This is a genomic window from Leifsonia sp. GW821-FHT13C09 (assembly GCF_058806435.1).
In genome coordinates, this window is record NZ_JBXAPS010000004.1 from 257,731 (window position 1) to 272,615 (window position 14,885).

Annotated in this window: 16 protein-coding genes; 14 read left to right on the forward strand and 2 right to left on the reverse strand. The window is 67.8% G+C overall.

The window, feature by feature from the left end:
- Positions 1-2: 2 nt before the first annotated feature.
- Positions 3-1,112, forward strand: a complete 1,110-nt coding sequence (locus AC1ROW_RS14985; RefSeq protein WP_493019717.1) for a hypothetical protein — start codon at positions 3-5, stop codon at positions 1,110-1,112.
- A gap of 71 nt (positions 1,113-1,183) precedes the next feature.
- Here the strand turns inward: AC1ROW_RS14985 and AC1ROW_RS14990 are convergent, their stop codons facing one another.
- A complete protein-coding gene (locus AC1ROW_RS14990; protein WP_493019718.1) occupies positions 1,184-2,026 on the reverse strand; it encodes a WecB/TagA/CpsF family glycosyltransferase in 843 nt (280 codons plus the stop codon).
- Between the two features lie 415 nt (positions 2,027-2,441).
- Between AC1ROW_RS14990 and rpsL the strand changes: the two genes are divergently transcribed.
- The 7 genes from rpsL (at position 2,442) to AC1ROW_RS15025 (ending at position 10,126) form a co-directional block, all read left to right on the forward strand.
- Positions 2,442-2,816, forward strand: a complete 375-nt coding sequence (rpsL, locus tag AC1ROW_RS14995; RefSeq protein WP_055913929.1) for a 30S ribosomal protein S12 — start codon at positions 2,442-2,444, stop codon at positions 2,814-2,816.
- The gene (rpsG, locus tag AC1ROW_RS15000; RefSeq protein WP_345834043.1) at positions 2,816-3,286 is read left to right on the forward strand and encodes a 30S ribosomal protein S7; all 471 of its coding nucleotides are present in this window, start codon (positions 2,816-2,818) and stop codon (positions 3,284-3,286) included. Before rpsL ends, rpsG begins: the two co-directional genes overlap by 1 nt.
- 85 nt (positions 3,287-3,371) lie before the next feature.
- A complete protein-coding gene (fusA, locus tag AC1ROW_RS15005; RefSeq protein WP_493019719.1) occupies positions 3,372-5,486 on the forward strand; it encodes an elongation factor G in 2,115 nt (704 codons plus the stop codon).
- Positions 5,487-5,600: 114 nt separating this feature from the next.
- On the forward strand, positions 5,601-6,794 hold the full coding sequence (gene tuf / locus AC1ROW_RS15010; protein WP_064109785.1) for an elongation factor Tu: 1,194 nt from the start codon (positions 5,601-5,603) through the stop codon (positions 6,792-6,794).
- 244 nt (positions 6,795-7,038) lie between these two features.
- Positions 7,039-8,052 (forward strand): glycosyltransferase family 2 protein, encoded by a 1,014-nt coding sequence (locus AC1ROW_RS15015; protein WP_493019720.1) that lies wholly within the window; start codon positions 7,039-7,041, stop codon positions 8,050-8,052.
- An 11-nt stretch (positions 8,053-8,063) separates the two neighbouring features.
- Entirely contained in the window at positions 8,064-9,032 is a 969-nt protein-coding gene (locus AC1ROW_RS15020; protein ID WP_493019721.1) for a glycosyltransferase, read from the forward strand.
- 56 nt (positions 9,033-9,088) lie between these two features.
- Entirely contained in the window at positions 9,089-10,126 is a 1,038-nt protein-coding gene (locus tag AC1ROW_RS15025) for a glycosyltransferase (RefSeq protein WP_493019722.1), read from the forward strand.
- Between the two features lie 279 nt (positions 10,127-10,405).
- Here the strand turns inward: AC1ROW_RS15025 and AC1ROW_RS15030 are convergent, their stop codons facing one another.
- Positions 10,406-11,332 (reverse strand): hypothetical protein, encoded by a 927-nt coding sequence (locus AC1ROW_RS15030; protein WP_493019723.1) that lies wholly within the window; start codon positions 11,330-11,332, stop codon positions 10,406-10,408.
- Positions 11,333-11,785: 453 nt separating this feature from the next.
- On the opposite strand from AC1ROW_RS15030, the gene rpsJ reads away from it, so the two are divergent.
- The 6 genes from rpsJ to rpsS are packed head-to-tail and all read left to right on the forward strand — an operon-like array spanning position 11,786 to position 14,875.
- On the forward strand, positions 11,786-12,094 hold the full coding sequence (rpsJ, locus tag AC1ROW_RS15035; RefSeq protein ID WP_005050520.1) for a 30S ribosomal protein S10: 309 nt from the start codon (positions 11,786-11,788) through the stop codon (positions 12,092-12,094).
- 14 nt (positions 12,095-12,108) lie between these two features.
- On the forward strand, positions 12,109-12,768 hold the full coding sequence (rplC, locus tag AC1ROW_RS15040) for a 50S ribosomal protein L3 (RefSeq protein ID WP_493019724.1): 660 nt from the start codon (positions 12,109-12,111) through the stop codon (positions 12,766-12,768).
- A gap of 5 nt (positions 12,769-12,773) precedes the next feature.
- Entirely contained in the window at positions 12,774-13,424 is a 651-nt protein-coding gene (rplD, locus tag AC1ROW_RS15045) for a 50S ribosomal protein L4 (protein ID WP_493019725.1), read from the forward strand.
- A complete protein-coding gene (rplW, locus tag AC1ROW_RS15050; RefSeq protein WP_179604999.1) occupies positions 13,424-13,723 on the forward strand; it encodes a 50S ribosomal protein L23 in 300 nt (99 codons plus the stop codon). The genes rplD and rplW overlap by 1 nt, the downstream gene beginning before the upstream one ends.
- Positions 13,724-13,741: 18 nt before the next feature.
- Positions 13,742-14,581, forward strand: a complete 840-nt coding sequence (gene rplB, locus AC1ROW_RS15055) for a 50S ribosomal protein L2 (RefSeq protein WP_179605000.1) — start codon at positions 13,742-13,744, stop codon at positions 14,579-14,581.
- Between the two features lie 12 nt (positions 14,582-14,593).
- A complete protein-coding gene (rpsS, locus tag AC1ROW_RS15060) occupies positions 14,594-14,875 on the forward strand; it encodes a 30S ribosomal protein S19 (RefSeq protein ID WP_018191964.1) in 282 nt (93 codons plus the stop codon).
- The last annotated feature ends 10 nt before the right edge of the window (positions 14,876-14,885 follow it).

Sequence of the window (14,885 nt, forward strand, 5' to 3'; positions counted from 1 at the left end):
CGATGTCCGACGCACCAGCCCCTGTCCTCACGGACGATGTCACCCTCTCCGCGCCCACCCCGCCGACCGCGCCGCCGCGAGGTTCGCACGCGGCCCGCTGGATCCTGGCCCTGATCGCCGTGGTCGCCCTCCTGGTCACCGCGGCGGGCGTCACCGTCTCGCTGTCGGCGGTCGCCGCGTTGCAGAACCTCCCGCGGACCCTGGTCGCCCAGTACCTGGGCGAGCTCCAGCGCGGCCGGGCGGAGGCGGCGATGAAGCTGGCCGGCATCCGCGCAGCGAGCGGGGACGTGCTGCTCAACGACACCGCCTACGCGAAGATCACCGACCGCGTCAGCGCCTTCACCGTGGACCCGCCGGTCACCCGCGGCGCGACAACGAGTGTTCTGGCGCACATCACACAGGGTGATCGCACGTATGATCGCTCGTTCGTCGTGGAGAAGGCGGGAGGACTCCCCGGACTCCCGTTCTGGCGGCTCGGCCCCATCCAGCCCGACACGGTCGACCTCAAGGTCGAGGGCCCGGCGGGAATCCAATACACGGTCGCGGGCGTCGAACCGCAGAACATGCCGGCCGGCGCCGGCGTCACGCTCCGCGCCCTCCCCGGCACCTATCCGGTGGCGCTCGTCTCGAAGAGCGCCGACTTCGACGTCCCGGTGAGCGCCGTCACCGCCGTCCCGGCGAGCGGCTCCGCCTCGCCAACGGTGTTCACCGCGCGGCTCACCGACGACGGCCAGGCGGCGGCGCGCACCGCGATCAACAGCTGGCTGGACGGCTGCGTCGCCTCCCGCGACGCCGTGCCGGCGCACTGCCCGTTCGGGACGTTCGCGGAGAACGCCGGCGACGCGATCAGCGACGTGCGCTGGCAGCTCCACACCCGGCCGGACGTGACGATCGACCCGGTCTGGACCGCGGCCGGCTGGGCGGTGGAGAGCACGACGGGCAGCATCTCGGCGGAGGCCACGCTGACCCGCAGGTCCGACGGCGCGACCGGCCAGGGCTCCACCGATCCGTGGAGCTTCGACTTCCGCGGAATGCTGACGTTCGACGGCAGCGGAGCGCTCTTCACGCCCCTGATCTCGGACAGCGGGCCGGGGGCTCAAGCGGGGGCGTGACCCGCGCGGGCTCAGAGCAGCGGGCTCGGCTCAGCGGGCGCGGATCAGCGGGCTCGGATCAGCGGCTCGGCTCAGGCGGCCCGGTCGGACCGCGCCGGGGCCGGGGCCTCGCCCACGTCGGGAGCTCCGACGAGCGGCCGCGTCTCTCCGGCGAGCCGGCCCCGGCGGCTCCGCAGCCGTTCGACCAGCGCGACCGGGATCATCCCGATGAGCCACGGGAGGTCCTGGAGCAGATAGCGCTTGACCAACCGCGACGGGTCCTGTCCCATCCGCCACACCCACTCCAGCCCGAGCCGGCGCATCAGGTGCGGCGCGCGCGGGAAGTGCCCGGTGTTCATCTGCGCTGCGGCGCCGGCCCCGATGTAGACGATGCCGCGGGAGTGCCGCTTGCGAAGCTCGAGGATGAGGCGCTCCTGCTTCGGGAAGCCCAGGCAGACGAACAGCACATCCGGCCGGACCCGCTGGATGAACGCGTTCGCGGCGTCGATCAGCGCCGGGCTCCCCGGCTCGGCGAACGGGAGGTCCGCCCCGTGGACGTGGGCGTGGCCGCGCGCGCGGTAGAACGTCTGCGCCTCGGCCGCCGCCGCGCCCACGATGCCGACGCGCAGGTCGGTCGCGGCCGGGTGCTCGACGACCGCGTTCATCAGGTCCGTGCCGGTGACACGCGGGTATCGACCCTTGCCGGCGATCCGCAGCAGCCAGGTGAGCGGGACGCCGTCGACCGTCCAGAACGACGTCTGCTTCTCGAGCTCGGGGAGTCCGACGGTGCGCAGGTGGCGCGAGATCGAGACGTTCGAGGTGACGACGATCCCGCCGCCCGCGCGGGCGAGATCGATGACGTGGCGGCTGGACTCGTCCAGATCGGCGCGGTCGAGCTTGAGGCCGCCCAGGACGGCGCGTTCGAAGGTCTGCATCAGGACAGGCTGGCATATATATAGTGGATGTCAGGAGGCGGGCCGCGAGCGCTGCGGCGACGACCGCGCCCCACGCCCACATGATCACCCCCGTATTCACCGTCCAGCTCTTTCGCTGTGCGCGGACAGCCCGCTAGCACGCCCTCGCTCATTTGACCGCCCACCGCGCGGACGATAGTATTTATCGGGTGTGCGCTCTGTCGCGCGCTTGTTGTGTGCTCGCGAGAGCCGACACCGAGCGGGCCGGCACGTACTCATCCGATGGGCGGAGAGACCGCACGGAATCACCGCCCCCACGGCATATCGGCCATCGGTCCGATACTCCCCGAATCCTCGATCGCCCGCGAAGCGGGTCGCTCGGAGTGCCGGGAAAAGCAACAACTGTCACCGTGCAGTCCATATAAGGAGAAGTTCAGTGCCAACCATTCAGCAGTTGGTTCGGAAGGGCCGGACGCCGAAGGTCACCAAGACCAAGGCCCCCGCTCTGAAGTCCAACCCCCAGCAGCGCGGCGTGTGCACCCGTGTCTACACCACCACCCCCAAGAAGCCGAACTCCGCGCTCCGCAAGGTCGCGCGTGTCAAGCTCTCCAACGGGACCGAGGTCACCGCGTACATCCCCGGTGAGGGCCACAACCTGCAGGAGCACTCCATGGTGCTCGTCCGCGGCGGCCGTGTGAAGGACCTGCCCGGCGTTCGCTACAAGATCGTCCGCGGCGCCCTGGACACCCAGGCCGTCAAGAACCGCAAGCAGGCTCGCAGCCGCTACGGCGCGAAGATGGAGAAGAAGTAATGCCTCGCAAGGGTCCCGCTCCGAAGCGCCCCGTCGTCGCCGACCCGGTGTACGGCTCGCCGGTCGTCAGCCAGCTCGTCAACAAGATCCTCCTCGACGGCAAGAAGGGCCTCGCCGAGCGCATCGTCTACGACGCGCTCGAGGGCGTCTCGACCAAGTCCGGCCAGGACGCGGTCGTCACGCTCAAGAAGGCGCTCGACAACATCCGCCCGACCCTCGAGGTCCGCAGCCGCCGCGTCGGTGGCTCGACCTACCAGGTGCCGGTCGAGGTCAAGCCGCACCGCGCCAACACCCTCGCGCTTCGCTGGCTCACCAGCTACGCCAAGGGCCGTCGCGAGAAGACCATGACCGAGCGTCTCACCAACGAGATCCTCGACGCCTCCAACGGTCTGGGCGCTGCTGTCAAGCGCCGCGAGGACACGCACAAGATGGCCGAGTCGAACAAGGCCTTCGCCCACTACCGCTGGTAACACTTTTCGTCGTCCGGGCGTTGTACTCGTAGGAGTGCCGCGCCCGGGCGGCACCCTTCCACTCTCTACTTTTCGGAGGAACCCTGTGGCACAGGACGTGCTCACCGACCTGAAAAAGGTCCGCAACATCGGCATCATGGCCCACATCGACGCCGGCAAGACCACCACGACCGAGCGCATCCTGTTCTACACGGGCGTCAACCACAAGATCGGTGAGACGCACGACGGCGCCTCGACCACCGACTGGATGGAGCAGGAGAAGGAGCGCGGCATCACCATCACGTCCGCCGCGGTCACCTGCTTCTGGAACAAGAACCAGATCAACATCATCGACACCCCGGGTCACGTCGACTTCACGGTCGAGGTGGAGCGTTCGCTCCGCGTGCTCGACGGTGCCGTCGCCGTCTTCGACGCGAAGGAGGGCGTCGAGCCCCAGTCGGAGACCGTGTGGCGTCAGGCCGACAAGTACGTCGTCCCGCGCATCTGCTTCGTCAACAAGATGGACAAGCTGGGCGCCGACTTCTACTTCACCGTCGACACCATCGTCTCGCGCCTCGGCGCCAAGCCGCTGGTGATGCAGCTCCCGATCGGCTCCGAGTCCGACTTCGTCGGCGTCGTCGACCTGGTCGAGATGCGCGCGCTGGTCTGGCCGGGCGACGCCAAGGGCGACGTGACGATGGGCGCCAAGTACGAGGTGCAGGAGATCCCCGCCGACCTTCAGGAGAAGGCCGAGGAGTACCGCAACCGCCTGCTCGAGACCGTCGCCGAGACCGACGACGTTCTGCTCGAGAAGTTCTTCGGCGGCGAGGAGATCACCATCCCGGAGATCAAGGCCGCGATCCGCAAGCTCACCGTGAACAACGAGATCTACCCGGTCCTCTGCGGCTCGGCGTTCAAGAACCGCGGTGTCCAGCCGATGCTCGACGCCGTGATCGACTACCTCCCGTCGCCGCTCGACGTGCCCGCCATCGAGGCGCACAACCCGCGCGACGAGGAGCAGGTCATCCTGCGCCACGCCGACGCCACCGAGCCGTTCTCGGCCCTCGCGTTCAAGGTCGCGGTGCACCCGTTCTTCGGTCGTCTCACCTACGTCCGCGTCTACTCGGGTCGTGTCGACTCGGGCGCCGCGGTCGTGAACTCGACCAAGGGCAAGAAGGAGCGCATCGGCAAGATCTTCCAGATGCACGCCAACAAGGAGAACCCGGTCGACTACGTCACCGCTGGCAACATCTACGCGGTGATCGGCCTCAAGGACACCACCACCGGTGACACCCTGAGCGACCCGGACCACCAGGTCGTGCTCGAGTCGATGACTTTCCCGGAGCCCGTGATCGAGGTCGCAATCGAGCCGAAGACCAAGGCCGACCAGGAGAAGCTCGGCACGGCCATCCAGAAGCTCGCCGAGGAAGACCCGACGTTCCGCACCGAGCAGAACCAGGAGACCGGTCAGACGGTCATCAAGGGCATGGGCGAGCTGCACCTCGACATCCTCGTCGACCGCATGAAGCGCGAGTTCAACGTCGAGGCCAACGTCGGCAAGCCCCAGGTGGCCTACCGCGAGACCCTGCGCCGCACGGTCGAGAAGTACGACTACACCCACAAGAAGCAGACCGGTGGTTCCGGTCAGTTCGCCAAGGTGCAGATCACCCTGGAGCCGCTCGAGGTGACCCCGGAGACCTCGTACGAGTTCGTGAACGCCGTCACCGGCGGTCGCGTCCCGCGCGAGTACATCCCCTCGGTCGACGCGGGCATCCAGGACGCGATGCAGGTCGGCGTTCTCGCCGGCTTCCCGACGGTGGGTGTCAAGGCGACGCTCGTCGACGGTGCCTCGCACGACGTCGACTCCTCGGAGATGGCGTTCAAGATCGCCGGCTCGATGGCCTACAAGGAGGCTGCGCGCAAGGCGAACCCGGTGCTCCTCGAGCCGCTCATGGCGGTCGAGGTGCGTACGCCGGAGGAGTACATGGGCGACGTCATCGGCGACCTCAACTCCCGCCGTGGACAGATCCAGTCCATGGAGGACGCGAGCGGCGTCAAGGTCGTCCGCGCCAACGTCCCGCTGTCCGAGATGTTCGGCTACATCGGCGACCTGCGGTCCAAGACCTCGGGCCGCGCGGTGTACTCGATGCAGTTCGACAGCTACGCGGAGGTCCCGAAGGCTGTGGCCGACGAGATCGTCCAGAAGAGCAAGGGCGAGTGACCTCGGTCGCTGCTCCCAGGCAACATCCCGTAACATAAGAAACCAATCCCGCAGACCCTCCGGTCGAAATCCGTCGACCGGGGTGTCTGCACGAGAGTCCTGAGGAGGACCACAGTGGCTAAGGCCAAGTTCGAGCGGACTAAGCCGCACGTGAACATCGGAACCATCGGTCACGTCGACCACGGCAAGACGACGCTCACCGCGGCGATCTCCAAGGTGCTTGCTGACAAGTACCCGTCGGCGACCAACGTGCAGCGCGACTTCGCGTCGATCGACTCGGCTCCGGAAGAGCGTCAGCGTGGTATCACGATCAACATCTCGCACGTCGAGTACGAGACCCCGAAGCGCCACTACGCGCACGTCGACGCCCCGGGTCACGCCGACTACATCAAGAACATGATCACCGGTGCCGCTCAGATGGACGGCGCGATCCTCGTGGTCGCCGCCACCGACGGTCCGATGGCTCAGACCCGCGAGCACGTGCTGCTGGCCAAGCAGGTCGGCGTTCCGTACCTGCTCGTCGCGCTGAACAAGTCCGACATGGTCGACGACGAGGAGATCCTGGAGCTCGTCGAGCTCGAGGTCCGCGAGCTGCTCTCCAGCCAGGACTTCGACGGCGACAACGCTCCGGTCGTGCGCGTCTCGGGCCTCAAGGCTCTCGAGGGCGACGAGAAGTGGACCCAGAGCATCCTCGACCTCATGGAGGCCGTGGACGACTCGATCCCGGACCCGGTCCGCGACAAGGACAAGCCGTTCCTGATGCCGATCGAGGACGTCTTCACGATCACCGGTCGTGGCACCGTCGTCACCGGTCGCGCCGAGCGTGGCACCCTCGCCATCAACTCCGAGGTCGAGATCGTCGGCATCCGCCCGACGCAGAAGACCACGGTCACTGGTATCGAGATGTTCCACAAGCAGCTCGACGAGGCCTGGGCCGGCGAGAACTGTGGTCTGCTCCTCCGCGGCACCAAGCGCGAGGACGTGGAGCGCGGCCAGGTCGTCGCGAAGCCGGGTTCCGTGACCCCTCACACCAACTTCGAGGGCACCGCCTACATCCTGTCCAAGGACGAGGGTGGCCGTCACAACCCCTTCTACACGAACTACCGCCCGCAGTTTTACTTCCGTACCACCGACGTCACCGGCGTCATCTCGCTGCCCGAGGGCACCGAGATGGTCATGCCCGGCGACACCACCGACATGTCGGTCGAGCTGATCCAGCCGATCGCCATGGAGGAGGGCCTCGGCTTCGCCATCCGTGAGGGTGGCCGCACCGTGGGCGCCGGTACGGTGACCAAGATCAACAAGTAAGTCCCCGCCCGGGCGCACCGGGCAGGCTACTCGGCAAGGGCCGGATCCGAAAGGATCCGGCCCTTCGTCGTGGAGCGAGCGGGTCTTCCACCGGGGTGAAAACGCGGGCGGGTAACGCAGGTGCGCGAGGCGTCGTGGCGCGAAGTCCGTCAGGCCGGGAGGACGCCCTGTGGAACACTCGATCGCTGGCGGCGCTACGTGGGCGTCGTTCCGCGCAATCGCGCCGATCCTGAGGAGTGACTCTGTGCCCGAGCCCGACGAGCAACTCCCGGTCAGCGTGATCGCCTGCTTCTACAACGAGGAGCGCTACCTGCCCGGCTTCTTCCGCAATGTTGAGGCGAGCTTCCTCGGACACGCGCAGCTCGTGCTCGTCGACGACGGTTCGACCGACAGGACTCTCGACCTGTTGTCGGCGTGGGCGGAGGGGAAACCGCACGTCCTCGTGGTCCCGGCGCCCGAGAACCGGGGCCTCGCCGAGAGTCGCAATCTCGGACTGCGCTCTGCGGCCCGCGAATATGTCTGGTTCATCGACGCCGACGATCTCTGGCCTGTGCGGGCGCTCGACACGCTCGTGACCGCGGCCCAGCAGCACGACGCCGACATGGCGATCGGCTGCGCGGACTATCGGCGGCCGGATGCCGCATACGGCAGGCGCATCGACGGCGTGCCCCGGACGCTCGTCCTCGACCGGCTGGGCGCCCTTGATCTCGTCCTCCGCGGCTGCATTCAGGGGTTCCTGTGGAGCAAGCTGATCAGACGCTCGGCGCTCGCAGGGGACGTGTTCCCGTCGAACAGTCCGCAGGAGGATTTCGTCGGCACGGTGACCGCGCTTTCGCGGATCACCACGGTGGTCACCGTGCCGGCCACGGTGTACACCTACCTGAACCGGGAGGGTTCGCTCAGTCGAACGAGGAACCCGGCGCTCGAACGCTATGGGGTCGCACGGGACGCGCTGGTCCGGGTCGCCCGCGACGAGGGCGTCGACCCGTTGCTCGTCGACTACTTCCGGCTCTGGTTCTACGCGCTCGCCGTCGCGTTCACTCCCGTGCGATTCCGCGCGAGCCGCGACACGGTACGGCTGGGCCGGCGTCTCGCCCGGGCCGAGATCGCGACACTCGACCTGCGGAAGATCGCGCGAATCGACGCGAAGGCGGTGCTGCACGCGCGTCTGATCGTGTTCGGCGGACCGTTCTACGCGCCGCTTCTCCGAGCGGCCTTGTTCGCACATGGCCTCCTGCGCTCGGTGCGCGGACGGTGACGGAGGAGGCGATGGACGCCAGCCTGACGTCCACGAGCGTGTCCGTCGTCATCCCGACCACAGGCTCGCGCGACAGCTTGGCCGCAGCCGTGCGAACAGCGCTCGACCAGCGCGATGTCGACGTCGAGGTTGTCGTGGTGATGAATGGGAGCGGCGAATCGCCGGTTTTCGCCGACCCGCGGGTGCGCGTGATCCGGTCCGATCCCGCCGGCCGGGGGAACGGGGCTCGCCGGGCGGGTATCGCCGCAGCGCGGCACCCGCTGATCGCGCTGCTGGATGACGACGACCTCTGGTCACCGGAGAAGCTCTCCTCTCAGCTGCAGTTCGCTCGCGCCGTCTTCGGGCGGAACGGGGACGACAACTGGCTGGTGAGCTGCGCGATCACCGAGCTGGACTCGGTGACGGGGGCGCGACGGATCGTGCCGACCGCCGACCCAGGCGGGCTCCCCATCGCCGATATCCCGGCCTACCTGTTGCAACGCTCCGCATTGCGTTCGGACTCGCCGCAGTTCCAGTCCTCCACTCTGCTCTTCCCGACCAGGCTGGGACGACGAGAACCGTGGGATCCGGCTGTCCGACTGCACCAGGATTGGGAATGGCTCCTCCGACTCGTCCAGCGGCAGGGGACGCCGATGGCATGCCAGTACGCGCCGCTGTCCTTCCGTCCGGTCGGTTCGGAGGACTCGCTGACGACCGAGCCCAACTGGCGGGGGAGCATCGAGTGGGGCCGCGAGCACCTGGCCGAGCACTCGCCGCGGATCCGGGGGGACTTCTTCCTCACCGCACCCGCGGACCGGGCTTCGCGGGCGGGCGATTTCGTGGGGCTCGCCCGCTGCTTCGGAGCGGCCGTGCGCCTCGGGAGCCCCGGTCGGTATGCGTACGCCTACTTCGGAGTGAGCGTGCTGCGCGGTATTCGTGTATTCCTACGGAGCTTCGGCTCCCGGAGCGCACGTCGTCCTCGGCTCGGTGCGGGAGAGTAGTCATGAAGGTTGCATACTGTCGGGTCTGGGACGAGGAATACCCTCGCAACGCGCGTGTGCGCGCGTATCTCGCCACGCTCGACGACGTCGAGGTGACTGTCGCGCTCCGCGGCGACGACGGCGCGAAGCCGCGCCGCGTCCTGCAGGATCTGTGGCGTGCGCTCACGTGGGTGAATCGCCATCACGTGTACATCCTGTCCGAGTTCTCGAACGGCTTCGCCCCGCTCTATTGGCTGGTCGCGCGTCTGAATCGCGGTGCGTTCGTCGTCGACGCCTTCGTCGGGAAGTACGAGACGGAGGTGGAGGACTGGGGACGAGCCCGGGTCGGCTCACCCAAGGCTCGGCTGCTCCGGCTCGCCGACACGATCGCCTACCGTCTCGCGGACCTCGTGCTGATCGACACGGACGTCCGTGCGGGGGCGATCGAAGCGGCCCATCGCGGGGTGCGGGTGATGTGCCTTCCGGTCGGCGCGCCGGCCTGGGCCGTCCCGGCGGCCACGCCGAAGCCGTCGGACGCGCTGCGCGTGCTGTATTACGGGAACTACGCACCGTTGCATGGACTGCCCGTCGTCCTCGAATCGCTGGGACGGGCCGCGCGGGAGACGCCGATCTTGCTGACGCTCGTCGGGGACGGACGCCTGAGGCCTTCCATCGAGCAGGCCGCGCACGAGCTGGGCGTCGCTGAACTGTGTGACTTCCGCGGCCCCGTTCCGGAGTCCGCGCTCGCGGAGCTGATCGGCGCGCATGATGTGGTCCTGGGCGTCTTCGGGAACTCCAGGAAGGCGCAGACCGTCCTCGCGAACAAGGTCTGGCAGGGACTGGCCTGCGGCAAGCCTGTGATAACTCAGGCGTCGCCCGCTGTCGCCGAGCTCCAGCCCAGCGTGGGCGACCAGCTGGTGATCGTGGAGGACGCGCCCGCGCACCGGCTCGTCGACAGCCTCGCGGCCGCTCTTGTCCGATTGGGCCGCGTCGGAAGCGCCGACCCCAACCCGGAGAGCGCGCGACGGCTCGAAGATTACGTGGCGCGACGCTTCGCCGAGTTCGGTCCGGCCCTTCGCCGGCTGGCGGCCGGACGCGTGCGAGGCAGAGGCTGAAATCGCAGAGGACCGAGCCCTGATCCGTCACCAGGGGTTTACCTCTCGCCGGGTCGGGCGCAGAATTGGTGCACCGTTTCAACCGAACGGGTCCGTCGACGAAGGGAGACCGCCTATGGTGAGCATGGACCTCGCAAACCAGACCAAGCCGCTGACCGGAGCACGGACGAAGAGTTCGGACACCGCTTAGGCGGTCTTGGAACCACGAGAGCGGCGGCGCGAGGCGCCGTTCGGAGCGGGATCGGCGGACGCCGGTCCCGCTTTCCCGTTCTTGGCGCCCTACTCCAGCCCGAGCTCGGCAAGCCTCCTCTGCGGATCGAGCGGGACGCCCTCCCGGAGGAGGAGCTCCCGCATCAGATCCACCCTCCGCCCGGTCGCCCAGCGCCAGCGGACCAAGCGCAGGCCGGTCTGCTCGATGCGCCTGTCCCGTTCCGCCCGCGCCGCGAGCTCCTGCCGCACCTCGGGGAAGCGCTGGAACGCCGGATGCTGAAGCTTCTCGGCCCCGTCGGCCTCGCCGGCGATCGCGAGCTCCGGCCAGCAGAAGTCAAGCCGGGCGAGCACGCCGAACAGGTCGTGCACACGCAGCTGCAACTCCGGCGGGGGAGCCCCTGCGAGCGCCATCGTGGCCCGGCTGACCGACTCGAGCGGCGACTCGGAACGCCCGTCCGCGAACCCCGCCACCGCGAGAGAACGCCGTCGCTCCGCCGGATCGGTCAACAACCCGGCCGCCGCGATGAGTTCCACGCGGGACGTGAGTGGATCCCGATCGCCGAACGCCCCGGTGTGCAGGGCATGGTCGGCGAGCACGACCCCCTCCAGGAACGATGTCCGCCCGGCCAGCGCGGCCACCGTCTCTGCGACCGGGGTCACCGTGAGCCCGTGCTTGGGGACCGTCGCCGCCGATGTCCTCCGCCGATGCGAGACGACGCCGTGCGCGGCGCTCTCGGCCGAACCCGCGGCGAGGATGTGGATGGTGGCCGGCGGAGCGTTGAGCAGCGGGAGGCCGTGGATGAGCGCCGCCGACCAGTAGGCGAACACCGGCCTTCGGGCCCGCATCGCTGCGAAGAGTTGCAACCGCTCGAGCTGCTCTCTCCGCGAGCGCGATCGATCGATCTGACGGAGTGTGGCCTGGCGCCCCGGCTCGACGGCGCGGAGGTGCAGCCGATGGAGGCGGCCCGAGCTGGAGGACTCGTGCAGTGCTGTCATGTCGTCCAGCCTGGCGAGAGGCCCAGCCTCCCAGACGGGACGACGGAAATCTGTGGAGAACACGCCAGTGCGTCGCCCCTGTGGAGCGATTTCTACGGTCGCTGACGCACCCGCGACACGCCCGGGTTGCAGCATCGCTCCGCATCTGGCAAACTTGTCTGGTTCAACATTTCGGAACGAGTGCGCTGACGTGCGCTCCGAACGGATCACTGCCAGGCAGTGCATAGCCCGCCGCAGGCGCCTTCGGGCCCGCGGTCGGAGGTTAGGCCGCAGGCAGCAGGACATGCTCACAATCGACATCTTCGAAAAGCAGGGAATTCCTGTGCCTCGAGGCGTGCGTGAGTTGACAGAAGAATAGTGGCGTTTCCCACGCGTACGTCGCACTGCGTCCAATGCGAGCGCGGTTCGAAAGAGCCGTCTCGTACGACGCCATAACAAGAGAGAGAGTCAGACATGGCGGGACAGAAGATCCGCATTCGGCTTAAGTCGTATGACCACGAGGTCATCGACACCTCGGCGCGCAAGATCGTCGACACGGTGACCCGTGCAGGCGCGACCGTCGTCGGCCCGGTGCCGCTTCCCACCGAGAAGAACGTGGTGTGCGTCATCCGTTCGCCCCACAAGTACAAGGACAGCCGCGAGCACTTCGAGATGCGCACGCACAAGCGGCTCATCGACATCATCGACCCGACGCCCAAGGCCGTCGACTCGCTCATGCGTCTCGACCTGCCCGCCGACGTCAACATCGAGATCAAGCTCTAAGGGGGAGTGCCGCTATGTCCAACATCGAGACCAAGACCTCCAAGGGCCTCCTCGGTAAGAAGCTCGGCATGACCCAGGTCTGGGACGAGAACAACAAGCTCATCCCCGTCACCGTCATCGAGATCACGCCGAACGTCGTGACCCAGGTCCGCACCCCCGAGGTCGACGGCTACAACGGCGTCCAGATCGCCTACGGCCAGATCGACCCGCGCAAGGTCAACAAGCCGGCCGCCGGTCACTTCGACAAGGCCGGCGTCACGCCGCGCCGTCACCTGACCGAGGTCCGCACCGCTGACGCCGCCGAGTACTCGGCCGGCCAGGAGCTCACCGTGGACGCCACCTTCGAGGCCGGCCAGCTGGTCGACGTCGTCGGCACCTCCAAGGGCAAGGGCTTCGCCGGTGTCATGAAGCGCCACAACTTCCAGGGCGTCTCCGCTTCGCACGGTGCGCACCGCAACCACCGCAAGCCGGGCTCCATCGGCGCCTCCTCGACCCCGAGCCGTGTCTTCAAGGGCATGCGCATGGCCGGTCGCATGGGTGGCGAGCGCGTGACCGTCCTGAACCTCAAGGTCCAGGCCGTCGACGCCGAGAAGGGCCTGCTGCTCGTCAAGGGCGCCGTTCCCGGCGCTCGTGGCCGCATCGTTTTCGTCCGCAACGCAGTGAAGGGGGCCTAAGGTAAATGGCTACCTCGATTGACGTCGTCGACCTCAAGGGCAAGAAGGCCGGCTCCATCGAGCTTCCGGACTCCCTGTTCGACGTTCAGACCAACATCCCGCTGATCCACCAGGTCGTGACCGCCCAGCTTGCAGCAGCGCGCCAGGGCACGCACAAGACCAAGGGTCGTGGCGAGGTCTCCGGCGCCGGCCGCAAGCCGTTCAAGCAGAAGGGCACCGGCCGCGCTCGTCAGGGCTCGATCCGCGCTCCTCAGATGACCGGCGGTGGCGTCGTCCACGGACCGAACCCGCGCGACTACTCGCAGCGCACCCCGAAGAAGATGATCGCCGCTGCTCTGCTCGGCGCCCTCTCGGACCGCGCCCGCGGCAGCCGCATCCACGCCGTGCAGGCGTTCACGACCGGCGAGGCTCCCTCGACCAAGGCCGTCGTGGAGCTGCTCAGCGGCGTCGCGACCTCCCGCCACGTCCTCGTGGTGCTGGAGCGTGACGACGAGCTCGCTTTCAAGAGCGTGCGCAACGTCCCGTCCGTGCACGTGCTGACCTACGACCAGCTGAACGCCTACGACGTCCTGGTGAGCGACGACATCGTCTTCTCGCAGGCCGCCCTCGAGGGCTTCATCTCGTCCAAGACCAAGAAGGAAGAGGTGAACGCGTAATGGCCGCCGTCAACAAGGACCCGCGCGACATCATCATCGCCCCGGTCGTCTCCGAGAAGAGCTACGGCCTGATCGATGAGGGCAAGTACACCTTCCTCGTCGACACGCGTTCGAACAAGACCGAGATCAAGCTCGCCATCGAGTCGATCTTCAAGGTCGAGGTCGCGTCGGTGAACACCCTGAACCGTCAGGGCAAGACCCGCCGCACCAAGTTCGGCACCGGCAAGCGCAAGGACACCAAGCGTGCCATCGTCACGCTGAAGTCCGGTTCCATCGACATCTTCACGGCCGTCGGCTGAGACTAGAGGAAGACAGACATGGCTATTCGTAACTACAAGCCCACGACCCCCGGTCGTCGCGGCTCCTCGGTCGCCGACTTCGCCGAGATCACCCGGTCGACGCCGGAGAAGTCCCTTCTCCGTCCGCTGTCGAAGACCGGTGGCCGCAACAACCAGGGTCGCATCACGACCCGTCACATCGGTGGTGGCCACAAGCGCCAGTACCGCGTGATCGACTTCCGTCGCAACGACAAGGACGGCGTCAACGCCAAGGTCGCGCACATCGAGTACGACCCCAACCGCACCGCGCGCATCGCGCTGCTCCACTTCGTGGACGGCACCAAGCGCTACATCCTGGCTCCGGCCGGGCTGAAGCAGGGCGACGTGGTCGAGTCGGGCGCCGGCTCGGACATCAAGCCGGGCAACAACCTGCCGCTGCGCAACATCCCGACCGGTACCGTCGTGCACGCGATCGAGCTGAAGCCGGGCGGTGGCGCCAAGCTGGCCCGCTCCGCCGGCGCCTCGGTCCGTCTCGTCGCGAAGGACGGCCCCTACGCCCAGCTGCGCCTCCCCTCGGGCGAGGTCCGCAACGTCGACGTGCGCTGCCGCGCCACGATCGGCGAGGTCGGCAACGCCGAGCAGTCGAACATCAACTGGGGCAAGGCCGGCCGCATGCGCTGGAAGGGCGTCCGCCCGACCGTCCGCGGTGTCGCGATGAACCCGATCGACCACCCGCACGGTGGTGGTGAGGGCAAGACCTCCGGTGGTCGCCACCCGGTCAGCCCGTGGGGTCAGAAGGAAGGCCGCACGCGCCACCCCAACAAGGAAAGCGACAAGCTCATCGTCCGCCGCCGTAACGCCGGCAAGAAGCGTAAGTAGGAGTTCGAGAAGATGCCACGCAGTCTCAAGAAGGGCCCCTTCGTCGACGAGCACCTGTTTCGCAAGGTGGTCGCCGCGAACGAGGCCAACAGCAAGAACGTGATCAAGACCTGGTCGCGCCGCTCGATGATCGTCCCGGCCATGCTGGGTCACACCATCGCGGTGCACGACGGTCGCAAGCACATCCCGGTGTTCGTCACCGAGACCATGGTCGGTCACAAGCTCGGCGAGTTCGCGCCGACCCGCACCTTCCGTGGTCACGTGAAGGACGACAAGAAGGGTCGCCGCCGCTAACGCGGTGGCG

Excerpts from the sequence above, each read along its gene's own strand:
- AC1ROW_RS14990 (WP_493019718.1), bottom strand. The coding sequence starts at position 2,026 with ATGCAGACCTTCGAACGCGCCGTCCTGGGCGGCCTCAAGCTCGACCGC.
- AC1ROW_RS14985 (WP_493019717.1), top strand. The coding sequence starts at position 3 with ATGTCCGACGCACCAGCCCCTGTCCTCACGGACGATGTCACCCTCTCC.
- rplC (WP_493019724.1), top strand. The coding sequence starts at position 12,109 with ATGTCCAACATCGAGACCAAGACCTCCAAGGGCCTCCTCGGTAAGAAG.
- rplB (WP_179605000.1), top strand. The coding sequence starts at position 13,742 with ATGGCTATTCGTAACTACAAGCCCACGACCCCCGGTCGTCGCGGCTCC.
- rpsG (WP_345834043.1), top strand. The coding sequence starts at position 2,816 with ATGCCTCGCAAGGGTCCCGCTCCGAAGCGCCCCGTCGTCGCCGACCCG.
- rpsJ (WP_005050520.1), top strand. The coding sequence starts at position 11,786 with ATGGCGGGACAGAAGATCCGCATTCGGCTTAAGTCGTATGACCACGAG.
- rplW (WP_179604999.1), top strand. The coding sequence starts at position 13,424 with ATGGCCGCCGTCAACAAGGACCCGCGCGACATCATCATCGCCCCGGTC.
- rplD (WP_493019725.1), top strand. The coding sequence starts at position 12,774 with ATGGCTACCTCGATTGACGTCGTCGACCTCAAGGGCAAGAAGGCCGGC.
- AC1ROW_RS15030 (WP_493019723.1), bottom strand. The coding sequence starts at position 11,332 with ATGACAGCACTGCACGAGTCCTCCAGCTCGGGCCGCCTCCATCGGCTG.
- AC1ROW_RS15020 (WP_493019721.1), top strand. The coding sequence starts at position 8,064 with ATGGACGCCAGCCTGACGTCCACGAGCGTGTCCGTCGTCATCCCGACC.
- rpsS (WP_018191964.1), top strand. The coding sequence starts at position 14,594 with ATGCCACGCAGTCTCAAGAAGGGCCCCTTCGTCGACGAGCACCTGTTT.